The 21,481-nt window shown below is 50.6% G+C and carries 19 protein-coding genes, 2 tRNA genes and 1 pseudogene; 10 read left to right on the forward strand and 12 right to left on the reverse strand.

The features are described 5' to 3' along the window. Window positions 1-11: 11 nt before the first annotated feature. From TH63_RS20500 to TH63_RS06645, 6 genes are all read right to left on the reverse strand, one after another. Complete coding sequence (locus tag TH63_RS20500) at window positions 12-473, reverse strand: alpha/beta fold hydrolase (RefSeq protein ID WP_197088646.1); 462 nt, start codon at window positions 471-473, stop codon at window positions 12-14. A gap of 18 nt (window positions 474-491) precedes the next feature. After that, the gene (locus TH63_RS20505; protein WP_197088647.1) at window positions 492-965 is read right to left on the reverse strand and encodes an alpha/beta hydrolase; all 474 of its coding nucleotides are present in this window, start codon (window positions 963-965) and stop codon (window positions 492-494) included. Window positions 966-997: 32 nt separating this feature from the next. Further along, window positions 998-1,876 (reverse strand): 4-hydroxy-tetrahydrodipicolinate synthase, encoded by an 879-nt coding sequence (gene dapA / locus TH63_RS06630; RefSeq protein ID WP_048920261.1) that lies wholly within the window; start codon window positions 1,874-1,876, stop codon window positions 998-1,000. 121 nt (window positions 1,877-1,997) lie between these two features. Next, window positions 1,998-2,630, reverse strand: coding sequence for an AlbA family DNA-binding domain-containing protein (locus TH63_RS06635; RefSeq protein ID WP_076606421.1), 633 nt, complete (start codon window positions 2,628-2,630; stop codon window positions 1,998-2,000). 13 nt (window positions 2,631-2,643) lie between these two features. Next, complete coding sequence (locus TH63_RS06640; protein WP_048920262.1) at window positions 2,644-3,501, reverse strand: SDR family oxidoreductase; 858 nt, start codon at window positions 3,499-3,501, stop codon at window positions 2,644-2,646. Between the two features lie 147 nt (window positions 3,502-3,648). After that, the gene (locus tag TH63_RS06645; protein ID WP_048920263.1) at window positions 3,649-4,032 is read right to left on the reverse strand and encodes a DUF3127 domain-containing protein; all 384 of its coding nucleotides are present in this window, start codon (window positions 4,030-4,032) and stop codon (window positions 3,649-3,651) included. A 189-nt stretch (window positions 4,033-4,221) separates the two neighbouring features. On the opposite strand from TH63_RS06645, the gene TH63_RS06650 reads away from it, so the two are divergent. After that, entirely contained in the window at window positions 4,222-5,157 is a 936-nt protein-coding gene (locus tag TH63_RS06650) for an isoaspartyl peptidase/L-asparaginase family protein (RefSeq protein WP_048920264.1), read from the forward strand. Window positions 5,158-5,199: 42 nt separating this feature from the next. On the opposite strand, the gene TH63_RS06655 is transcribed toward TH63_RS06650, so the two are convergent. After that, a complete protein-coding gene (locus tag TH63_RS06655; protein WP_048920265.1) occupies window positions 5,200-6,087 on the reverse strand; it encodes a cyanophycinase in 888 nt (295 codons plus the stop codon). 169 nt (window positions 6,088-6,256) lie between these two features. Here TH63_RS06655 and TH63_RS06660 point away from each other — a divergent pair, with 169 nt between their 5' ends. After that, the gene (locus TH63_RS06660; RefSeq protein ID WP_048920266.1) at window positions 6,257-6,763 is read left to right on the forward strand and encodes a YciE/YciF ferroxidase family protein; all 507 of its coding nucleotides are present in this window, start codon (window positions 6,257-6,259) and stop codon (window positions 6,761-6,763) included. 173 nt (window positions 6,764-6,936) lie between these two features. On the opposite strand, the gene TH63_RS06665 is transcribed toward TH63_RS06660, so the two are convergent. Continuing rightward, a complete protein-coding gene (locus TH63_RS06665) occupies window positions 6,937-8,739 on the reverse strand; it encodes a M1 family metallopeptidase (RefSeq protein ID WP_048920267.1) in 1,803 nt (600 codons plus the stop codon). A gap of 313 nt (window positions 8,740-9,052) precedes the next feature. On the opposite strand from TH63_RS06665, the gene TH63_RS06670 reads away from it, so the two are divergent. The 3 genes and pseudogenes from TH63_RS06670 to TH63_RS20665 all read left to right on the forward strand — a co-directional run bounded on the left by TH63_RS06670 (window position 9,053) and on the right by TH63_RS20665 (window position 11,745). Then, window positions 9,053-10,678 (forward strand): L,D-transpeptidase family protein, encoded by a 1,626-nt coding sequence (locus TH63_RS06670; protein WP_197088648.1) that lies wholly within the window; start codon window positions 9,053-9,055, stop codon window positions 10,676-10,678. 632 nt (window positions 10,679-11,310) lie between these two features. Further along, window positions 11,311-11,487, forward strand: a pseudogene (locus TH63_RS20905) (helix-turn-helix domain-containing protein); the annotation flags it as partial. A 30-nt stretch (window positions 11,488-11,517) separates the two neighbouring features. Further along, window positions 11,518-11,745: a hypothetical protein gene (locus TH63_RS20665; RefSeq protein ID WP_231583559.1), complete on the forward strand. Its 228-nt coding sequence runs from the start codon at window positions 11,518-11,520 to the stop codon at window positions 11,743-11,745. Window positions 11,746-11,962: 217 nt separating this feature from the next. On the opposite strand, the gene TH63_RS06680 is transcribed toward TH63_RS20665, so the two are convergent. The 3 genes from TH63_RS06680 to TH63_RS06690 form a co-directional block, all read right to left on the reverse strand. Then, window positions 11,963-12,505 (reverse strand): heme NO-binding domain-containing protein, encoded by a 543-nt coding sequence (locus TH63_RS06680; protein ID WP_048920270.1) that lies wholly within the window; start codon window positions 12,503-12,505, stop codon window positions 11,963-11,965. Between the two features lie 314 nt (window positions 12,506-12,819). Then, window positions 12,820-12,893 (reverse strand) — tRNA-Asp (locus TH63_RS06685). 219 nt (window positions 12,894-13,112) lie between these two features. Beyond that, a tRNA-Asp gene (locus TH63_RS06690) sits at window positions 13,113-13,186 on the reverse strand. 232 nt (window positions 13,187-13,418) lie between these two features. Here TH63_RS06690 and TH63_RS06695 point away from each other — a divergent pair. From TH63_RS06695 to TH63_RS06715, 5 genes are all read left to right on the forward strand, one after another. Continuing rightward, entirely contained in the window at window positions 13,419-14,369 is a 951-nt protein-coding gene (locus TH63_RS06695; RefSeq protein WP_048920271.1) for an acetyl-CoA carboxylase carboxyltransferase subunit alpha, read from the forward strand. A gap of 55 nt (window positions 14,370-14,424) precedes the next feature. Further along, entirely contained in the window at window positions 14,425-15,267 is an 843-nt protein-coding gene (locus TH63_RS06700) for an MBL fold metallo-hydrolase (RefSeq protein WP_048922635.1), read from the forward strand. After that, window positions 15,267-16,034, forward strand: a complete 768-nt coding sequence (locus tag TH63_RS06705) for a patatin-like phospholipase family protein (RefSeq protein ID WP_048920272.1) — start codon at window positions 15,267-15,269, stop codon at window positions 16,032-16,034. The genes TH63_RS06700 and TH63_RS06705 overlap by 1 nt, the downstream gene beginning before the upstream one ends. A gap of 107 nt (window positions 16,035-16,141) precedes the next feature. After that, the gene (locus tag TH63_RS06710) at window positions 16,142-16,753 is read left to right on the forward strand and encodes a hypothetical protein (RefSeq protein ID WP_156180443.1); all 612 of its coding nucleotides are present in this window, start codon (window positions 16,142-16,144) and stop codon (window positions 16,751-16,753) included. A 78-nt stretch (window positions 16,754-16,831) separates the two neighbouring features. Continuing rightward, window positions 16,832-17,380 (forward strand): 1-acyl-sn-glycerol-3-phosphate acyltransferase, encoded by a 549-nt coding sequence (locus TH63_RS06715; RefSeq protein WP_197088649.1) that lies wholly within the window; start codon window positions 16,832-16,834, stop codon window positions 17,378-17,380. A gap of 366 nt (window positions 17,381-17,746) precedes the next feature. On the opposite strand, the gene smc is transcribed toward TH63_RS06715, so the two are convergent. Then, entirely contained in the window at window positions 17,747-21,307 is a 3,561-nt protein-coding gene (smc, locus tag TH63_RS06720; RefSeq protein ID WP_048920274.1) for a chromosome segregation protein SMC, read from the reverse strand. Window positions 21,308-21,481: the final 174 nt, after the last annotated feature.

Consider the following 21,481-nt stretch of genomic DNA (forward strand, 5'->3'; position numbering starts at 1 on the left):
TTTTTTATGATTTACTTAATTGTTTTCACTAAGGTCACCAAGGCCGGAAGTAAGGCAGGGGCCAGGGGAAGGGTAGGATTGCTGTACGCCGCCAGGTTGTTGCTACGGTCTGCGGTGGTTTCTTTCAGAACGTGGTTCATGCCTTTCACTTCCAGCAGGCGGGCCTTTGGTTGCGCCGCCGCCAGGAGTTGGGCTTCATTGGTGCTTACCTGCAGGTCTTGCGTTCCTTGCACTAGTATGACCGGCTGGGTAAGCTTTTTAATTTCTACCTGCGGGTCCAGCTTAAACCAGGAAATAAGGTAAGGTTGCACGCTGGGCCTAAATAAAGCGGCCAGCATAGGGTTCACATCGGTCACGGTTTGGCCCAGTACCAACTGGTCCAGCACCGGGAACGCCATGTCTTTCACCATCTGGGGCTGCGGGGCCAACTGCTGCCGGATCACTTTGTCCGCCGACTGGCCAGCCCCGGCCACGGAGATGAACCCGTCGGCTTAGGCCTCCCGGGCCGCGATCATACCTATCAGAGAACCTTCACTGTGGCCCAAAATTATCACTTTACTTAACCGTTTGTCTTGCTTGAGTTTCTGCGCCCAGGCGGTGGCGTCCTGTGCATATTGGTCAAACCGAAGGTCTGCCTCAGAAATGCCGGCCGCTTTGCTTTCGGCTATGCCGCGTTTGTCATAGCGCAGAGAGGCAATGCCCTGGGCCTGTAATCCCTCGGCTACCATTTTCAGGCTGTTGTTTTTCATGGCCGGGTTGTTGCCGTCCCGGTCGGTGGGACCGGACCCAGAAATAAGCAGCACCACCGGCATCTTTTTGGCGCCCGCTGGTGAAAGCAAAGTCCCTTTTAGGTTCCCTTTTTCGGTGACCAGTTCGGTGGGATCACCCGCTGTGGAGGTCTGTGCCCGTAAGGACTGAGTAAGCAGAAGGCAGCATAGGGTCAGCCACAAAAGTTTGGTTTTCATCTGTTTTCAGGAAAATGGCTTATAAATGCACCTTATGCCAAGAGGGGAGCGGCGGCTTCTTTCACGCGCTCCACCAGGCTGGCAGAGGCAGGCGCCAAAGGCAAACGCACGTAGGAGTCACAGATGCCCACCTGTTCCAGGGCCACTTTCAAGCCCACCGGGTTGGCCTCTTCATACATAAGCGGGTTGATCCTCCCGAAGGACCGTTGCAAAGGCGCGGCTTCCTTGAAGTTTCCCTCCAGGGCCAGGCGGGTCATTTTGCTGAACCGCGCCGGGAACGCATTGGCCAGCACCGAGATAATACCGTCACCGCCCACAGAGATCAAAGGCACGGTATGCATGTCATCACCACTGATCACCAGGAAGCCATCGGGTCTTTCGTCCAGAATGGCCATGTATTGCTCCATATTCGCGCTGGCGTCTTTGGTGCCAATGATGTTGGGGTGCTGCGCCAGCCGCAGGGTAGTGGCCGCGGTCATGTTAATGCCGGTTCTGCCGGGCACGTTATACAGAATCACGGGCACGGGGCAGGCGTCGGCAATGGCGGTGTAGTGCAGGAAAACCCCTTCCTGCGACGGCTTATTATAGTAAGGGCACACCGAAAGGATGGCGTCTATGCCCGTAAAATCCAGCTTCTTTATTAGGTCCAGCACATATTGGGTGTCATTGCTGCCCAGGCCGTACACCAGTGGTTTGCGGCCCGCTATGCGCTCTTTGGCAAAAGCCAACAGGGTGGACCGCTCATCGGGCGTAGTGGTCACAGATTCGCCGGTAGTGCCGTTCACCACCAGGTAGTCCACCCCATTGTCCAGGGTAAAGTCAATCAATCGGCCGAAGGCCTCTATGTCTATGGAAAGATCGGCGTTGAAGGGAGTCACCAAGGCCACACCTGTTCCTCTTAATGCTTGCATGTCTATAGGTTTGTTGAGATTTCTTGGTCAAAGATATAGAATAGCAGCAATTAATCAGGTGAATTACGAACGCTTGTTCCAGAATAACCTCTTGGTTAGCCTACGCTATAATCGGCACCATTTAGCTTAAGGTAAAGAAAGGCTCCTTTTCCTTGTCATGCAGCCGTATGCGCCCCTGCAGCACCAGGTCCACTAGCAGCCGGTGCGCCCGCCTTCTGGACAGGTTGGCCAGGCTCATGACTTGTTTGATGGTGAGGCGGCGGTGTTTCTTAAGCAGTTCCAGCAGGCGGGCCTGTTGGTAATCTTCCTTCTCTTCAACTTCCTCAGGAATAGGTTCCAGGGTAAGGGATTTCTCCACCAGGCGGCTGGTTTGCACGCTTTCATCCTGCACCCTAATGTAGCCGCGCCAGTCATTCTCCTTTACCTTGGCCAGGTGAGGTTTGGTGGCGCTTTCCGGGATAATCACTTTCAGGACCGTGCCTTCGTCCATGTCTACCTCTTTGTAGAAAAGTTTTACCGGCGGGTCACAGTAAAAATTAGCGGCCATGTCCAGAGAGTAGATCTCCTCGTCGGGGTCTATGCCGCAAACAGAGCCGTCGTCCTGCACGCCCACCAGAATCTGGCCGCCGCGGGTATTGGCGAAGGAGACCAGGGTGCGGGCAATACGGTCTGGGCGGGTTATGGTTTTCTTGAACTCCAGGGTTTCGCCTTCCCCCTGGAGGATGAGCAACGTCAGGTCATGGATACCGTGCATGGCAGCAGGAAAGTTAGGAGAGCTCAAAGCCGGTTTGCTCTGCACTGATATCCCAGAGGCGGCGGGCAACATGGGCGTTCTGAGAGTCTTTGGAAGAATTGGACAGTTGCTTGCCTTTAAAGTATTTCCCGCTCAATTTAGAGACGTACGGCGAGGTAGCCAGGTGAACGGACCCCTGGGCCCCCGCGGCCGGAGATTTCATGAACAGCCTGCCCAGCCGGAAGAAGTTCCGGATAAAGAAATTGCTGTTTTGCCCAAAGTTAGAGGCTACGACGCCGGGGTGCAGGCAATTCACCGTGAGGTTAGTGAACTCGGTGCGGCGGGCCAACTCATAGGTGAAAAACACGTTGGCCAGCTTAGAATCGGCATAAGAGGTGAGGGCGCTGTACTGTTCGGGCAGGCCGGCATGGGAAAAGTCAATCTGGCCCAGGCGGTGCGCCTCTGAGGTCACGTTGATCACCCGGCCCTGCTCGGCGGCCAGCAACTGGTCTATCAATAAATTGGTGAGCAGGAAAGGAGCCAGGTGGTTGGTGGCCCAGCCAATTTCATAGCCTTCCTCAGAAAGCTCCAGGTGGCCGGGTATCAGGCCCGCATTGTTAATGAGCACGTCTATCACCGGAAAGGCTTCCTGCAGCTCAGATGCCAGCTTTCTGACCTCCTGCATAGAGGAAAGGTCGGCCAGGTGCAGGGAAAGGTTGGCGCCGGGTACTTTTCTCTTAATGTCTTCTAAAGCCTTTTTGCCTTTGGCTTCGTTTCTGCAGATCAACACCACCTGCATGCCCTCCTGGGCCAGGGCCTCGGCGGTGGCTTTGCCTATGCCGGAGCTGGCGCCGGTGATCACAATTACTTTGTTTTGAGGTGGTTTGTTCATGGTGTGCAGGGCCCTAAAGAGAGCAGATAAGAGGGACTACGGAAATTCTGGTTTTTTGGTGTCTAAATTACAACAAGCTTGCACGGCATAAAAAAATGCGGCCCTTGTAGGAGCCGCATTCCAATAAAGTGTATGGGTTTTAACTCCTTAGAAAGGAAGGTCGTTGTCCATGTCATCGCTGATGAAGGAGCTGGACTTCACGGGAGCCTGGGCATAAGAACCGCCACCGGCCTGAGGCTGCGCCGCGCCGGCAGTAGCATGCTCTACTCTCCAGGCCTGCAGGTTAGTGAAATACATAGTGGTGCCGTTTTTGGTGAACGGCTTGCCGCTCAGGTTAAAGGCCACCTTTACTTCATCGCCTGTTTTATAGTTGTCAAGAATACCGCACTTGTCTTGGGTAAGCTGAAACTTGGCGTATTGCGTATACGAGCCGTCTGGAATCTCCAGCACAAATTCACGTTTCTTGAATTTTTCGCTCACTTGGGTTTCGTCAAAGATTTCGTGCAATCTTCCCTGTACATCAAAAGACATAGGTGATAATTTTAATAGATTAGTAAAGTAAACTCTACAAATATACAAAGAATAGGAGGTTAAGATTCCCCTTTAGGCACTTAAATTTATCAACGTTTCAGAAAAGCTAAGGGCAGAAGGGACTAGGTTTTTATAGGAACTTTCAGAAGAGAAACCTTGCCTTTGCCCAGGAAATTACCTAAGGAATATATGGAGACAGCAGAACATTTTTCATTGGCCCTGCACGGTGGGGCAGGCACCATTACCCGGGCCATGCTCACCCCGCAAATGGACCAGGAATACCGGGCGGCGCTGCAGCAGGCGCTTACGGCAGGCTATGAGATCCTGAACGGTGGAGGCAGCGCCCTGGCAGCCGTAGAGACCGCGGTGGTGGTGCTGGAAGATAACCCCTTGTTCAATGCCGGGCGGGGCGCCGTGTTCAACAAACATGGTAAACATGAAATGGATGCCGCCATCATGTGCGGGATCAACCTGGAGGCAGGGGCGGTCACAGGCGTCCGGAACGTGCGCAACCCCATCCTGCTGGCCAGCCACATTCTGTACCATTCAGACCACGTGTTTCTGAGTTACCCGGGCGCCGAGGAGTTTGCCCGCAAGCAGGGCCTGGCCTTTGAACCAGATGACTATTTCAATACCCACCAACGCTTTGAGCAATGGCAGCAGCTCCGGGACTCTGACGTGTTCAGGCTGGACCATTCCCATGACAAGAAATTCGGGACGGTGGGGGCCGTAGCCCGTGACAAGGCAGGCAATCTGGCTGCGGCTACCTCTACGGGCGGCATGACCAACAAAAACTACAACCGCATCGGCGACACGCCCATCATAGGGGCCGGCACCTACGCCAACAACCGCACCTGCGCCATTTCCTGCACCGGCCACGGCGAGTACTTTATCCGGAACGTTGTGGCCTATGATATTTCCTGCCTCATGGAGTACAAAGGCCTCTCGCTGGCAGACGCGTCTTCTTTGGTAGTGAATGGAAAGCTGAAGGAACAGGGAGGCGAGGGTGGCCTGGTGGCCGTAGCCAGGAACGGCGAAGTGGCCATGCCCTTCAACTCAGAAGGCATGTACCGGGCGGCTTGGGTGCAGGGCCAGGCACCGGTGGTGGCCATATATAAGGACTAACCCGTTTTGGGCCTGTTTTTAGGAAAACAGGCCCAAAACGACTTACTTTTCTTTTAAAGAGGTAATTACTTTTCCTGGGCAGAACTTCCGCTCCTTAATGTCAAAGTGGTTCCCGAAGGCCAACACGTGTACTTTCAGGTTTTCAATGGAGAGGGGCGTGCCGGGCTCTGCGTAGGGGGTGTTGTTGTGTTTGATATGGTGCCCGTCTACCACAATCACCAGGTTGGAGCCAATGGTCTCAATCACGTTACCCTGCCTGATCAGAACGCCGGTGTCTTCCCCCAGGCCAATCCCAATTTTAAACGGGTGGGTGGCCACCGCTTCCATCAATCGGCCAAAGCGCCCTCTCTTTACAAAATGTGAGTCAAAGATGACGTTTTTCTGGAAGGCCAGGCCCCGGTCCAGCTTCACGGAGTTTTTCAGTAAGGAGCGGGGGCTGCTACCTCCTTTTATCATGACGTCAGACATGGCCATGGCCCCGGCGCTGGTTCCGGCAATCACAAAATTATCTTCGTACTGGTAGCGGTCCTGCAAGATCTGGTGAAAGGACGTGCCCGAAAAGATCCGGAAGAGGCGGGATTGGTCACCGCCGGTGAACATGACCCCGCTGGCCTTCCTGAGGCGGTCCAGGTTCTCTGGTAACTGCGCCTCTTCCTCTTCCCTAATGTCCAGGATATTAACCTGCTGGCAGCCCAGCACCTGAAAGGCATTCAGGTACAGCGCCCCAATTTCCTCGGGAATCATAGACGCGGAGGTGATGACCTCTATTCTGGCCTGCTGGCCGCCCATTTCATCAATGATTCGCCGTAGAATGCCCAATTCAAAGAAATTAAGGCCGTACTTCTTTTTCCGGATAGGGTACGTGCCTTTGTCTTCGTTTCCGCCCACGGCGATGAGAATGCCCTTAGGAGCCTGCTCAAATACGGTCATAGAGGATCTTGCTTAATATGAATGTTGCTTATACGGCGTAAGCTAGGGCGGTGGTCCAAAAAGAAGGAGGCGGCGGTGCAACTAAGTTCTGGCAAATGCCATGAACTAGCCCCATTTCAAGTCGTATAGAAAAGGTATATGTCTGATTGTCAACTTAAAGATAAAAGCTATGAGATTAACATCCTTGAATGACCTGTTTATCCATCAAATGCGCGACCTCTACAATGCAGAACAACAAGCCATAAAAGCCATGCCTGAGATGATGGAGCGGGTTTCTAATCCTAACCTGGCCACCGCCATGCAAGAGCACATGATGGAAACCCAGAACCAGGTGAAGCGCCTGGAGCAGTGTTTCCAGATACTGGGCGTGAACGGCCACGGCGAAAAATGTATGGCCATGGAAGGGATTATCAAAGAAGCCAAAGACTTTATGAGGCATGAGGCAGACCCAGAGGTAATGGATGCCGGCATCATAGCCTGCGCCCAGCGTCTGGAGCATTATGAGATTGCCGGGTATGGCACCGCCTGTACTTATGCCAAGTTCCTGGGCCACAAAGACGTCCTGAACCTGCTTCAGGAAATCTTAAGCGAAGAAAAGAAAGCTGATGAAAAGCTGACCTTTATTGCCGAGACCTCTGTGAACATGGAGGCAGAAAACCATAGAATAAAAAGGTAAACACGCCGTTATTTCCCCAGCGTAAAAAGATTGGCGTTTTGAGCCTGTTTTAGCCAAAAGAGGCCTAAACCGCCAACTGTTTCTGCTGAACAAATAACCTGGAGAAACTGCGGCTAAGATAAAAAAAGAAGCCCGTCTGGCGGTATAACCTGACGGGCTTCTGCTTTTTTGGCTCAGACCTGAAGCAAGGGGTCAAGGCTGGCCGTGGAGACGGTGTGGTAATTGCGGCGGGCCTTCTGGTAAATTTCCCGGGCCAGCCTGGCGCCGGGCTCGGTTTTCAGGAGGGCTTTGTACAGGGGCAAAATGAATTTCCGGCGCCCTACGCGCAGCAGGAAAGCCTCCAGGGCCCCATAAGCGGCTTGGTATTGGTGGCGGATGGCGTGCTGAAACCATTCTGCTTGGATTTCTGCATTGCCAGAGGACGTAAAGCCAAAAGCCTGGTCCAGTTCCTGTAGTTGCGCCAGTGAAAGGTCCTTAGGGAGGTTGCTCAGGAAGAAGAGCCATTCATGGGTGCTCCAGCCGCTGGTGTTCAGGTTTTTGGCAGGGGTGCCCGCTTGCCAGGCCTTCAATTCCTGCCTGGTCTTCTGGAACAGGGTAGCCTCAGATACAGGGGTGCCGGCCGGAAGCCCGGGCTCATAGATCCAGGCGTGGGCGTTCACCTTTTGGGGCAGGGCCTCATCTCCGTTTATGAGCTCTTTTTCCAGAAACTTCTCAAAACTGGCCGTGTCCATAGATTTAAACCGGAAGGTGCTGAAGTAAAGGTTCACAAAGGCATCAAACCGCTCACGCCCCACCAGCCGCTCCAGGTGCCGCAAAAAGTAATTCCCTTTCTCATAGGCTATGTCATTCATGCCATCGTCGGGGTTGCGGTTTTCAAGGTTGAGTTTCAGGCAGGTGTCCTGGGGTTTGTCTTTGAGTTCCTCCAGAGTATTGAGCAGGTCCTGGTACCCCAGGGTGTGGAGCATCTCTGCGTAGTCATGGCCGTAGAGGGCCTCCATGATCCGGCGCTCAAAATACACCGTGAAGCCTTCGTTCAGCCAGAAATCATTCCAGGTAGCGTTGGTGACCAGGTTCCCCGACCAGGAGTGTGCCAGTTCATGGGCCACCAGGCTGGTAAGGGAGCGGTCTCCGGCAATAATGGTTGGGGTGGCAAATGTAAGCCGGGGGTTCTCCATGCCGCCAAACGGGAAGCTGGGTGGCAACACCAATAGGTCATAGCGGCCCCAGAGGTAGGGCCCGTACAATTGCTCTGCCGCCAACAGCATCTTCTCGGTGTCAGCAAACTCATAGGTAGCAGCCTCCAGGGTAGAAGGCTCGGCATAAACCCCGCAGCGTTCGCCTACCGGGGCAAATATCAGGTCGCCCACCGCCAAAGACAGCAGATAAGAGGGGATAGGTTGCTCCATCTTAAACAGGTAGACACCTTGGTCATTCTTCTGCTGCGGGTTTTCGGCGCTCATGAGCGGCAGGAGGTGCGCCGGGACCTGTACGCGGGCCGTGTACGTAAATCTTACGCTGGGGCTGTCCTGGCAGGGCAACCAGGTGCGGGCCAGAATGGCCTGGCTCTGGGTGAAAAGGAAGGGATGATGCTTGCCAGCCGTCTGTTCCGGCTCAAGCCACTGTAGCGCTGCAGAGGCTGGGGTAGTTTCAAAGACTATTTTTACCTGGTCAGCTCCGGCAGGAAGTTGAATGCGGAGGCCCTGGCCCAGAAACGGTTTCTCCTGAGTAAAGGAGAAGGCAAGTTTCGCCTCAGAGCCGGGCAGGGTGACGCTGGTAATGTGCAGGTGGTGGGTGTCAAAGATAACCTCAGGGGCATTTTCATGGGTAAGGTGGTAAATCCCCCAGCCTGTAATTTTTTTACTATCAAAATCAACCTTCAGGTCCCAGTCCACGTGGTGCAACCGCGCCTCTGCAGGGTGGGCAAAGCTGTGGACATCCTTAGAAGAAGGGGAAAGAGGCATGTTAAAATTATCCATTTTAGATCAGTTTTAAAGCTTTGGTACAATTTCTGCCTTACTTCTATAAACAAAGAAAGACAAAGCTGGTTTACAAGTTAAATATTGATTCTATATATAGACAACCACCTTTCTAAGAAACCATGCGTCTGGAAGTTTCTGTATTGATGTGATTTTATATTCAAACCCGCTATTATTTTTTTTATCCTATTTAAGGGTAAAAAATGTAAGTCTAACTTTTTATACCCGGTATTAGTATAAGTACCACATCTCAATGATAGGAACAACCTCTATGAAATCAAATAAAGCTCTTTTTACCTTATTGCTTTTTTTTATGACGTTTCTGGTGCTCTCTTCCTGCACCAAGTCCGGCGACAAGCAGAAAGCCAAAGTGGCAGAGGCTGCCGCTAAGCAGTTTCCACAGCAGACGGATAGTGTGTACGTGGTACAGTTCACCAAAAGGGATCCCGAGTATAAAAAACACCTGGACCTCATGAAGCTTTTTTACCGGGAGCGCCAATACCGCTTCGCCTGGTTTAAAGACGGCGCCCTGGTACCTCAGGCCCACAAACTTGTGGAAGTGATCAGCAAGGCTCACCAGGAAGGCCTTAACCCCAATGACTACGCTAAAAAAGATTTGAAAGCCATGTTCCAGAAATTGGAAACGGCCAAGAATGATTCTACCCGCCACAAACTGCAGGAAGAACTGGACGTGACCCTTACCGCTTCTTATTTTAACTACGCCTCAGACTTTTACAAAGGAACCGTTGACCCCCGCAGCCTTGATAATATTGAGTGGGAGGTGAAAAGAAACAAAATAAAGCTGCATAAGGCTTTGCAGACCATTTTGAAGGAGCGCGACAGCCGCTACCCTTATTATGAGTTTGAGGCCCTTCACCCGGGCTACATCCGGTTACGGGAAGCTCTGAAGCAATACCGCCAGGCCAAGCAACAAGGTGGATGGCCTAAAATTGAAAACGTGCAAAAGCCCCTGAAACCGGGAGATTCCTCTCAGGTGGTATTGGCGCTAAGAGCCCGTATTCTAGGAAAAAACGCTCCGGGTTCCACCAGCCCCGTTTATGATGAGAGATTGGCCGCCGAGGTGAAAAACTTCCAGATACGGCACGGCCTGAAGCCTGACGGCGTGGTAGGAGGGGAGACCCTGAAGAAAATGAACGTACCCGTAGAGGAAAGAATTGACCAGATCATCATTAATATGGAGCGGTGGCGCTGGGTACCTAAGCGTTTTGAAGACAAGTACGTGCTTATTAATATACCGGAGTACATGATGCATGTCATGGAAAAAGAAAAGGAAATAATGAGCATGAAGGTGGTAGTAGGCAAGGAAATGAATGCTACTCCGGTGTTCAGTGATAAGCTGGAGTACATTGTTTTCTACCCTTACTGGAATATCACACCTCAGATTCTAACCGAGGAAATTGCTCCTTCTCAGGCCCAAAACCCGAATTACCTGGCCCAAAATGACATGGAAGTGGTCAAAGATTTAGGGAACGACAAGGTGGAGGTTTTACCTACCTCTTCCGTTGACTGGTACTCAGTTAATGAGGAATCTAAGATTAGGGTGAGACAACGCCCCGGTAAAAAGAACCCCTTAGGTTTCGTGAAATTCATTTTCCCAAATGAGCACAATGTGTATTTGCATGACACGCCTTCTGATCATTTATTCAACCAAACGGAAAGAGGGTTTAGTCACGGTTGTATTAGAATTGAAAAGCCCTTTGAATTTGCGCAGTATCTGTTGAAAGAACAGAAACAATGGAACTCCTCAGCCATTAATGCGGCCATGCACGGTGGGCAGGAAAAGTATGTTAATTTAACCGCTAAGGTGCCCGTATATATTGTCTATTTCACTGCTTGGGTAGATGCCAACGGAGCAGTACATTTCAGGGATGATATCTATAACCATGACCGCGATTTGGAAATGGCGTATTTTAGATAAAACCTAGTTCAGCCCTTAAAAGTTTGATTGATTTTAGAGGCCCGGGTGATGCTCAATTTTTGAGCATCACCCGGGCCTCTTCCATTATGAAATCCTCAACGAGAAAAGGAGGGATGGTAAATGTGCAATATTAAAAATGGGCGGTACTTAAAGGCGCATCAGAGGCAAAGAGAAAGTCAAAGCATAAAGAGAAGAGTCTGGTGGTTCTATAGGTGGCTACATGCAAAACGCAACTAGGCTTTGGAGCAAGAGAAATTTCCATTCAATGGCTGGTCCAGATTCAGGAAATAGGAGGTGCCACTCTGGCAGAATCAAATATGAGGATTTAGCCAACAGCCAATGAGTAAGTTATGTAGAAGCGGGGCTTCAAGAAGTGGTTAAAAAGGAAGAACAAACAAAATTAAACCCAGTTTACATTTGTATAACAAATGTAAACTGGGTTTAATTTTGTTAAATTGCATTTAGAAAAAGATTAGTGGAAGAGTGGGATATTGATATAAACTGCTAGTAATAAGGTAGTTTAGCCTTGTAAAGGTAAGTGGTTCTTCTATTGGTTCGCGTTAGTAATCCACAGCTTTCTCTTTGTCAAATTCGCTTGTTTACATTAAGGTCAGGTATTAATCATTTATTCTGTGCTAGAACTTTTACCCAGAATCAAAGAAATCCTTCAATGGTGCGGCTTAGGTCCAGCTGCCTTCGCCGATGAAATAGGCATTGCAAGACCTGTCATCAGCCACGTGGTTTCGGCTAGAAATAAGGCGAGCTTGGAGGTGGTGCAGAAAATCTTAGCCAGGTTTCCGGAGATATCCCCTGCTTGGTTAATGCTCGGGGAAGGCGCAATGCTAAAAGGATTAGAACCAGGATCTTCTAAGAACCTGGAGGTGACTTCCAAGCCCGAGCCTGCTAAGGACAGCGATGAGAAACCAGAGCGGAAAGAAAAAGTGCAAGAAATCAAAAGTGCTACTTCTGCTCCCCTCATTCCCAATCCCTCAGAAGAAAAGCAACTGGTAAAGGTGATTCTGTTCTATTCAGACGGAAGCTTTGAGAATTTCGGCAACTCCCTGTAGGAGAAAACCAAGACGAGTAAGGTGGTTGAAATGAAAACAGAGAAGCCAGGGAAATTACCTTTCCCTGGCTTCTCTGTTTGGTACATGACTAATTAAAAAGGTGGTGACCGTTATTGTTTTAGAAATGACCTTATTTAAAAAGGTATATAAAGTAGTGCTTAATGACTTTCATTACCTCATAATAAATCAATAACTAACTCTTAATTACTTGTTCTTATTAGGTTGAAAGTTCAATGTCAAATCTATAAGCTTCTTCATCAGCGCAGGGTGTGAGGGTAATATAAAGCCTGGGTAATTCCCCAAAATGCGCGGCAATACCTTTAATAATACCCAAGCCCAGTTGGGGGATATTGCGCTTTGACCGGTAAATGATCTCCATTGTTTTGGCAGATCTGCGGGTTATTTCCAGCACGGGCGGCGTTACGTTAGGGTTATTGGTCCGGACCGTGTGGTGCATGGTGCTTTCAGTGTATTCCAGAATATCCAGCGTTTTCCAGGCAGGGTCAATATAGGCTTTATACACTTTGAGCAGGTTGGGCACCAAGGCAATTCCAAACTTTTCCAGGAAGGTGTCAGGCTCCGTTTGGGTATACGCTACCGCCTCATTCACTAAAGAAAACACCATAGCATCTGGATAAACCTGGTTGGCATCTATGGAGATCTCAGCCGCATTGGCCTGTTTTGAAATGGCGTTCCAGGCTGTAAAGCCATACTGGGTCATGATAAATTTCTCTAACTCCAGAACTATAAAGCCGTGCATAAATGAGGTAAGGTTAAGATAAAATAAGGAAGAAGGCTGCTTGCATGTACGGGTACTGCCAAAGAAAAGAGTCCGGCACCCCTAAAAAGACTTGTTGAACTTTACTATTTGCCTTCTGCTGCAAGATAGGGCAGGGTGGTTATTTTTAGAATATCCTAAACCAAATTGTTCTTAAAGGCTTTTAGTAACCAGAAGATAAGTGAGGCTGAAAGAAAAGGGGTATTACAACAGGAGGGTTGGAGAGCGGGTCCCTTGAATGGGGAAGTCTGTAAAAGCAAAAGCCCTCTCTCAGTTTCCTAAGAGAGGGCTTTTAGCGGTCCGGACGGGACTCGAACCCGCGACCTCCGCCGTGACAGGGCGGCATTCTAACCAACTGAACTACCGGACCAATAATCATCCAGAACCTGCTGTTCCGTTTTGATGGTGCAAATATGTAGACTTAAAATTTAGGATGCAACAATGCCGCTCGTAAATCTAAAAAAAATGTGAGGCTCTTCTGTTTTAAGCCTGTTTTTCAGAAAACAGCCCTAAAACGCATGCAACTGCAAACCCATAAGGGGATAGAAAGCAAAAGCCCTCTCTCAGTTTCCTAAGAGAGGGCTTTTTGCGGTCCGGACGGGACTCGAACCCGCGACCTCCGCCGTGACAGGGCGGCATTCTAACCAACTGAACTACCGGACCAACTTTCTTGCAAGGCCATTTGCCCTGTTTGATGATGCAAATATGGGGGGCTTAATGTTACCACACAATAACTAACGCTAAAAAAAAGCAAAAGAAAGCCCTTTTACAGGGTAACCGCTTCATTCTCAAACCAAAAAATTTCCAAAAAACTAGCTAAAACTCGCATTACTAAACTATGCAAGTTTCGTTTACCTTTGTAGTCACACTTTAGCAAAACATAAGGGGCATACCTATGCTGTTAGATTTTGAACAACCCATCGCTTCCCTGGAAGGGAAACTAGCCGAAATGAAAAAATTGGCTTCTGAAAGTCAGGTAGACGTGAGTGAGGCGGTACAGGCACTGGAGGAAAAGATAAAGTCCCTCAAAAAGGAGACCTATGCCAACCTAACCCGCTGGCAGCGCGTGCAGCTGTCCCGCCACATAGACCGGCCGTATACCTTAGACTATATTAAAGGAATAACTTCTTCTTTTATAGAATTGCATGGTGACAGAAATGTAAAAGACGATAAAGCCATGGTGGGCGGTTTTGGCCAGATAGAAGGCCAGACCGTCATGTTCATAGGGCAGCAGAAAGGGCGTAATACCAAGGAGCGCCAGTACCGTAACTTCGGGATGGCCAACCCAGAGGGTTACCGCAAGGCCTTGCGCCTTATGAAGCTGGCTGAGAAATTCAACAAGCCCATTGTTACTCTTATTGATACCCCCGGCGCCTTCCCAGGCCTGGAGGCCGAAGAAAGAGGGCAAGGAGAAGCCATTGCGCGTAACCTGAAAGAGATGTTCATGCTCAAGGTACCCGTGATTTGTATTATTATAGGTGAAGGTGCTTCGGGTGGAGCCCTTGGTATTGGCATTGGCGACCGCGTGTTCATGCTGGAAAATACCTGGTACTCGGTGATCTCCCCGGAGTCCTGCTCTTCTATCTTATGGCGCAGCTGGAACTTCAAGGAGCAGGCTGCCGAGGCCCTGAAACTAACCGCCAAAGACATGCTGGGCAACAAGCTGGTAGACGGTATCATCAAGGAGCCCCTGGGCGGCGCGCACGTGAACCCAGAGAAAATGATGAAGCTGCTCCAGAAAAAGATTCTTTCTACTTTGGAAGAACTGGAAGCCATCTCTCCGGAAGACCGCATTATGCAACGCATAGAGAAGTTCAGTGAAATGGGCGTAGTAGAAGAGGAATAACCCATTTATAGGCTCTTTTTCTTAAAACAGGCAAAAACTGCAGCAAGCCATGGCTTTGAATCTGTACCCAATCAATACCGGAAACTTTAAACTGGATGGTGGCGCCATGTTTGGCGTGGTGCCCAAAACCATCTGGCAACGGACCAATCCCGCAGACGAGAATAACCTCTGCACCTGGGCCATGCGCTGCCTTTTGGTTGAGGACGGTAACCGGCTGGTTTTAATTGACACCGGGATAGGGGACAAGCAAGACGCCAAATTCTTCAGCCATTATTACCTGCACGGAGATAACTCACTGGAGAAATCCTTGCGCGCCGCCGGCTTTGACTACGCAGATATCACAGACGTTTTCCTGACCCACCTGCACTTTGACCACTGCGGCGGATCTGTGAAATACGGCAAAGACGGTAGCTCTCTGGAAACGGTTTTCCCTAACGCCAACTACTGGAGCAACCAAGACCATTGGCAATGGGCCACCGTGCCTAACCCCCGGGAGAAAGCCAGTTTCCTACGGGAGAATATTTTACCTATCCAGGAAAGCGGCCAACTGAATTTTGTGCCCGTGGGCCAGGAAGAGTTCTTCCCGGGCTTTGACCTCACGTATGTAGATGGTCACACAGATAAAATGATGCTTCCCCGCATACAATATAAAGGCCGCACGGTTTGCTTTGTGGCAGATCTGTTGCCATCGGTGGGGCACTTGCCGTTGGCCTACGTGATGGGTTATGATACCCGCCCTTTGCTTACGCTGCAGGAGAAAGAGATTTTCCTGAACCGGGCGGCCGAGGAACAATGGGTGTTGTTTTTTGAGCATGATGCCCAGCATGAGTGCTGCACCGTGAAAATGACCGAGAAGGGTGTGCGGGTAGACCAAACCTTCCGCTTCGCTGACTTATAATGTATACGGTAGGGCTTTGCTTGTCTGGCGGGGCAGCCCGCGGCGTGGCCCATTTAGGGGTACTGCAGGCCTTAACGGAAATAGGAGTGCCCATCACTGCCATTTCCGGGGTAAGCTCCGGAGCTATTGCCGGGGCTTTTTTCGCGGCCGGTTTCCCACCGACAGAAATCCTCAGGATCATCTCAGACCTTTCGGTGCAGCGGCTATTCAGGCCTGCGTTGCACACTGGCCTTCTGCAAACGCAGCCACTCCATAAACTCTTTGAAGAATACCTGGGCGGCACCTCTTTTGAGGAACTCCCTATTAAGCTCATCATCTCGGCCCTGGACCTGGTAGAGGGGTGCACTGTCTATTTTTCACAAGGCTCTCTGGTAGAAGCCTTGAAAGCATCGTCGGCGGTTCCCATTCTATTCAAACCGCTTTCCCATGGCAATAGGTTGCTGGTGGACGGCGGGATCCTGAACAACTTCCCGGTGGAATGCCTGAAGGGCGAGTGCGAAAAAGTTATAGGCGTGCACGTGAACCCCACGCACCGCAAAGCCAACATCAGAAACATCAGACAGGTCACGGAAAGGATCTTCCATCTGGCCATCTTAGCCAATGTGCAACAGCGACTTGCGCTCTGTGACCTCTTCCTGGAGCCACCCCTGCTGAAAGAATACCCGGTTTATGCCCTAAACAAAGCGCAGGAACTATATACTATCGGGTATGAACACACGTTATCCCTATCAACAGAAATAAAGGCACTGTATCTGCCAAATAAATAATTTCTGTATATATAAATAATACCATTCTTTAATTTGAAAAATTAACTTTTTACGATATTTAGAATCGTATAAGGCGAAAGGTATTATTCCACCTAATTGATAACTGTATGAGAAAGTTACTTTACGCAGGTCTATTATTGCTGGGGGTTACCCAGGTAAAAGCCCAGGAAAACAGAGGTTTTTTGATCCCGGCCAAGGTGATCAAACATTCCGTGATGGTAGGTGGAAGCGTGGCCGGTTCCTACAGCAGAGTCTCAGAGACCAGAATTGACGATAAAATAACGGGCAATAAGCAGAATTTCTCCCTGGACGGGAAAGTAGGGTACTTTGTCTGGGACGATGTGGCCCTGGGGATAAGAGCCTCGGTGAACCATGAACGCCTGCAGATGGAAGACCAGGCAGGCACCAATAGCACTGTTGCATTAGCCGGGCCTTTTGCGCGTTATTATTTAGACAATGGTATTTTTGGCGAAGGTAGTGCGGCCATAGGGAAGATCAATAAACCTGGTAGCACTAAAAAGGAGGCCCATGAGTTTAGGGCTGGCGTGGGGTATGCCATTTTCATTAACCCCAAGGTAGCGGTAGAACCGGCCTTGCTGTTCTCTTACTATGAAGAAATAAACCAATCTGAGGCCAAGTCTAAGAGAACAGAATTGGGGCCTTTGCTGAACATAGGTATCCAGATTTACCTCTTCCAGGAACGGAAGTTTAAATTATAGCTTATCATAACTAAGAATTGAAAACCAGCTTTACGCTGGTTTTTTTGTATAATTGTATTTAAATCCGTTTAAAAATTTATGATTGGAAAGGCAATATCTAAGGTAATCTTCAAACTTGCTGGTTGGAAACTGAAAGGGGGCATGCCGCCTAACATTAAACAGGCCATTATGATTGCCGCTCCGCATACCAGTAACTGGGACTTTGTCTTTGCCCGTGCCGCCTTTTACCTCATGGAGGTACCCGTGAAACTGACTATTAAGAAGGAAGCCTTCTTCTTTCCGGTAGGGCCACTATTGAAAGCCATGGGCGCTATTCCGGTAGACCGCAAAAAGAACAACAACTTGGTAGCCGCCATGGTTGATCTCTTCAAGCATAATGACCACTTGGTCATGCTGGTGACCCCTGAGGGCACCCGCAAATACCAGCCGCGCTGGAGAAAAGGCTTTTACCACACAGCCGTAGGCGCAGGCGTGCCCATCATGCTGGGCTACTTGGATTACGCTAAAAAAGAGGCAGGCATAGGACCAGCCATTTACCCAACCGGAGACTTTGACGCCGACATGGAGAAGATCTTGGCCTTTTACCGCACCGTTACGCCCAAGTACCCCAGCCAGGGCGTTAGATAAGAAAACCTCAAAAGTTTATTAAAATCGTTTCGGGGCTGTTTTTGCAAAAACAGCCCCGAAACGATTTTTTGTTAATTGTGTCGTAGCCTAGCTAACTTCTGATTCCCTTTGTCTTCAATGTCCGGCATTGTAGAGACAAGGCATGCCTTGTCTCTAGGCGGCTCACTCCGCATGGAACAGGACAGGGTAGTCCCTTTTGGTTGCCCTTGGGTGGAGCACCGGAGTTTAGGTTGCAAATGAAAACTCCTACTAAGGCGAAAGCCCAAAATAGAAAAGCCGCTGCTCATATTTGAGCAACGGCTTTTCTATTTTGGGCCTACTTTTAGAGAAACAGGCCTAAAACGCAGCCTAGCTTTCCCTGGTAATTTAAGCCGACAAGGCAGCCACGGTTTCCGGCTCCGGAGCCAGTTCCCGCAAGTCAACCGGGATAACTCTGGATACCCCGGCCTCCAGCATGGTAATGCCGTAGATCACATCGGTGGAGACCATGGTGCGCTTGTTGTGGGTAACCACAATGAACTGCGAGTCACCAGAGAACTTCTTTACGATGTTGTTGAACTTGTCAATGTTGGCGTCATCCAGCGGGGCGTCTACCTCGTCAAAGATACAGAACGGCGCCGGCTTGAGCAGGTAGATGGCAAACAACAGCGAGATGGCCGTAAGAGTTTTCTCTCCCCCGGACAGCTGATTGATGGTCAACGGACGCTTGCCTTTGGGGCGGGCCATGATCTCAATCTTAGATTCCAGCGGGTTGCTTGGATCAGCAATGTACAGGTCGCAGGTGTCTTCCTCGGTGAAAAGGGACCGGAACACGCGCATGAAGTTCTCCTTGATCTGGTCAAAGGCGGTCAGGTATTTCTCCTTGGCCACGGTGTCAATCTCGGCAATGGTATCCAGCAGCTGCAGCTTGGCATCTACCAGGTCATTTTTCTGCGTAAGGATAAACTGGTGGCGGGTCTCAATCTCGGCGTAGGCCTCGGCGGCCATGGGGTTCACCGGACCCACGTTGTCCAGCTTCTGCTTGATGGCATGCACCTGCTGGCTCAGTTCCTCGTTGCTGATCTCCAGTTTCTCAGTAGGGGCCTCAGACAGGTCCTCGGGGCTCATGTTGAACTCCGCCGACAGGCGCTCAATCACAGACACCAGTTTGATGCGGGTATCAGTGATGGCCTGCTGCATGCTCTGGAAGACCTCATCGGTATTCTCCTTTTTGCGCTGCAGTTCTCTAATGGCTTTCTCTTTCTCGTCAATCTCGCCGCGCAGCTGGAAATAGGCTTTCTCCACCTCCTCCAGTTCTTTGGACAGCTCCTTGCGGGCCACCATGCCTTCTTCCAGCAGTTGGCTCTGGTCTTCCACAAACTGGGTCAGGGCCACGGTCTCGTCCTCGGCGCGGTTCAGTTCGTCCTGCAACTGCACCAGGCGCTCCTGGTGGTTCATGACAGTTTTCTGCTTGTAGGCCAGTTCCTGTTGTATGCTCTGCAGGCGGTTCTTTAACTGGTGGAACTTGATGTTCTCCTGGTTGAAGATGGCGCTCACCTCGGTAATGATCTCGTTCTGTTTTTCCAGCACCTGGCCTAAACCGGCCAGTTCCTGCTCAAAGCTTTTGAGGGCTAGGTTTTTACTTTCAGAGTCGGGGAGGAGCTCAGCCAGTTTGTCGCCAAGTTCCTGCACTTTCTCAAACAGCTCGTCTTTCTTGCCGGCCTGGTTCTGTTGGTTAAGCAGGAACTGCTCATAGCGTACCTTATGGCTCACCAGTTCCTGTTGCAGCGCATTGATGTCGCGTTCCTGCAATCTGATCAGGTCTTGCTGCGTGCCTTCCTTCTGCCCCTGCAAAACCTGCTGCAAGGTGCTGATCCGGATCTTCATCTTTTCCTGGTCCTCTTTCAAGGTCTCCAGTTCCTCGGCCAGTATCTCCAGGTTCTGCTTGCGGCCCAGGCGATTGCCGTCAAACAAGCCCAGCGAACCGCCTGACAAACTCAACGGCTTTTTGATCACCGATCCATCTGTGAGGATATAGGTGCGGCCGTCGCTCAGGAAAAGCTCGGTGTCTGAGGTTTCGCTCAGGTACACCTCATTGAGCATGTAGCGCAGCAGCGGGTGGTATTTCTCCTCAGAGGCCACCACTTCCAGGGCGGCCTTGTATTTAGGGGTGCTTAAGGTAGCCGGAATTTCCATCTCTTCTACCTCAGAGAGGATGATGAAGTTGGCGCGGCCCATGTTTTCTTCTTTTAGTAGCTCAATGGCTTCCACGGCCTCGGTGGCCGAGTCTACCACAAAGAAATTCATGTACGGCTCCAGGTAGGTCTCAATCAGGTTCTTGTACTCCGGCTCACAGGAGATGATATCAGAGAGGAGCGGGGCTGGCTTGGCCCAATTTTCAGACTTGTAGAGAAACTTGATGGCCTCGGGGAACCCCTCCAGGTTGTCCACCAGGGACTTCATGAGGTGGTACTGGTTCTTCTTGGCGTCCAGTTCCCGGTTCAGGTCAATGAGTTGCTGGCGGTATTCCTGCAACGTGTTTTCCGTATTGGTCATTTCCTCACGCAACAGGTTTTCCGTCTCCTGCAGGTGCATCAGGTTGGCTTGGGCATCTTGCAGCAGGCTCTGGGTTTCGGCTAACGCCGATTCATGCTGCTGGGCGATTTCATTTTCATGGCCTTCCATCTGCTGCAAACGCTCCAGTTCCTGGCGATGGCCCTGGATTTGCATCTGCGTGATTTCAATGCTCTTGTTCAGGGTGAAGGCCTCGTTCTGGACCTGGCGCTGGGCTACCGATTTTTCCTGGAGCTCGCGTTGTAAGGCCGACTTCTGGCCGTTCACGTGCTCCATCTCCTTCTTGGTCATGCCCAATTGCTCTTCAGAGATAAGCAGTTCTTCCTGCACCTGCTCCAGGTCATTCTGCAGCTGGCCCAGGCTGTTCTCGGTTTGGGTGATGTTGGTGGTGTCCTGGTTAATCTGCTGGTTGAGCGTCTTCACCCGTTCCTGCAGATAGAGGTTGCGCTCGTTCTTGATCTTGATCTCGTTCTCCAGTTGGCGCAGTTGGCTGGTGTGCTCATGCACTTCGTTCTGGGTGTTCTGCAGCTGCAGTTGGGTGCGGTCCAGCAGCGTTTTCTGCTCCTGCAGGGTATCTTCCAGAATAGTTAGTTCTTCTGAGTAGCCGCCTTTGCGTTCGGTTTCTTTCTTCAACTCATTCTCCAGACGCTCTAAGGCCTCTTGATGGTGGCCAATGTTACGGCGGGCGTATTCCAGGCTTAGTTTCTTGTAGTCGTCTTTGAGGGAAATATAGCGCTCGGCGGTGCGGGCCTGGCGCTCCAGGCTTTTCAGGTTCTTGCTGATCTCAAACAGCACGTCTTCCACGCGCTCCAGGTCGGCATCGGTCTCTTCCAATTTCTTGAGCGTCTGCTTCTTGCGCACCTTGAACTTGGAGATACCGGCCGCTTCCTCAAACAGGTTGCGGCGAGAATTGTCTTTGTCGGTGAGGATATCGTCCACCATCTTGAGCTCAATGATGGCGTAGGAGTCCGACCCGATCCCCGTGTCCAGGAAAAGGTCATTGATGTCTTTGAGGCGGCAGGTGACGTTATTGAGCAGGTACTCGCTCTCTCCACTGCGGTAGTAGCGGCGGGTGATGGTCACCTGCGAGTACTCGGTGGGCAGGATGCCTTTGTTGTTGTTGAACGTGAGCGATACCTCGGCCAGTTGCTGGGGCTTCCGGTTCTTGGTACCGTTGAAAATCACGCTCTCCATTTTGTCTGAGCGCAGGTTGCGGGTCTTTTGCTCACCCAGTACCCACCTGATGGCATCCACGATGTTAGACTTGCCGCAGCCGTTTGGCCCTACAATACCCGTAATGCCACTGTCAAAGTTAATGGTGACCTTATCACCGAAGCTCTTAAAGCCCTTGATCTCTAATCTTGCTAATTCCATGCGCTGTTGCCAAAACCCTAAGGGCTCTAACCTCAAAAATACAAAAAAAGTGCGGGGAGTTTAGAAAACAAGGGTTTACATTTTAAGGCGAAGGCGCATAAAAATTCTTGCTTTGAGGCTGTTTTCAGGAAAACAGGCCCAAAATGTAATAAGCCTTTCGCTAGGCTCTTATTT

The sequence above is a fragment of the Rufibacter radiotolerans genome (assembly GCF_001078055.1).
Taxonomy (GTDB): Bacteria; Bacteroidota; Bacteroidia; order Cytophagales; family Hymenobacteraceae; genus Nibribacter; species Nibribacter radiotolerans.

Coding starts and splice junctions, on each gene's coding strand:
- TH63_RS06710 (WP_156180443.1), top strand. CDS start 16,142: ATGAGAAAGTTACTTTACGCAGGTCTATTATTGCTGGGGGTTACCCAG.
- TH63_RS06695 (WP_048920271.1), top strand. CDS start 13,419: ATGCTGTTAGATTTTGAACAACCCATCGCTTCCCTGGAAGGGAAACTA.
- TH63_RS06650 (WP_048920264.1), top strand. CDS start 4,222: ATGGAGACAGCAGAACATTTTTCATTGGCCCTGCACGGTGGGGCAGGC.
- TH63_RS06665 (WP_048920267.1), bottom strand. CDS start 8,739: ATGGATAATTTTAACATGCCTCTTTCCCCTTCTTCTAAGGATGTCCAC.
- dapA (WP_048920261.1), bottom strand. CDS start 1,876: ATGCAAGCATTAAGAGGAACAGGTGTGGCCTTGGTGACTCCCTTCAAC.
- TH63_RS06660 (WP_048920266.1), top strand. CDS start 6,257: ATGAGATTAACATCCTTGAATGACCTGTTTATCCATCAAATGCGCGAC.
- TH63_RS06640 (WP_048920262.1), bottom strand. CDS start 3,501: ATGAACAAACCACCTCAAAACAAAGTAATTGTGATCACCGGCGCCAGC.
- TH63_RS06645 (WP_048920263.1), bottom strand. CDS start 4,032: ATGTCTTTTGATGTACAGGGAAGATTGCACGAAATCTTTGACGAAACC.
- TH63_RS06715 (WP_197088649.1), top strand. CDS start 16,832: ATGATTGGAAAGGCAATATCTAAGGTAATCTTCAAACTTGCTGGTTGG.
- smc (WP_048920274.1), bottom strand. CDS start 21,307: ATGGAATTAGCAAGATTAGAGATCAAGGGCTTTAAGAGCTTCGGTGAT.
- TH63_RS06680 (WP_048920270.1), bottom strand. CDS start 12,505: ATGCACGGCTTTATAGTTCTGGAGTTAGAGAAATTTATCATGACCCAG.
- TH63_RS06670 (WP_197088648.1), top strand. CDS start 9,053: ATGACGTTTCTGGTGCTCTCTTCCTGCACCAAGTCCGGCGACAAGCAG.
- TH63_RS06635 (WP_076606421.1), bottom strand. CDS start 2,630: ATGCACGGTATCCATGACCTGACGTTGCTCATCCTCCAGGGGGAAGGC.
- TH63_RS20505 (WP_197088647.1), bottom strand. CDS start 965: ATGAAAACCAAACTTTTGTGGCTGACCCTATGCTGCCTTCTGCTTACT.
- TH63_RS06705 (WP_048920272.1), top strand. CDS start 15,267: ATGTATACGGTAGGGCTTTGCTTGTCTGGCGGGGCAGCCCGCGGCGTG.
- TH63_RS20665 (WP_231583559.1), top strand. CDS start 11,518: ATGCTAAAAGGATTAGAACCAGGATCTTCTAAGAACCTGGAGGTGACT.
- TH63_RS06655 (WP_048920265.1), bottom strand. CDS start 6,087: ATGACCGTATTTGAGCAGGCTCCTAAGGGCATTCTCATCGCCGTGGGC.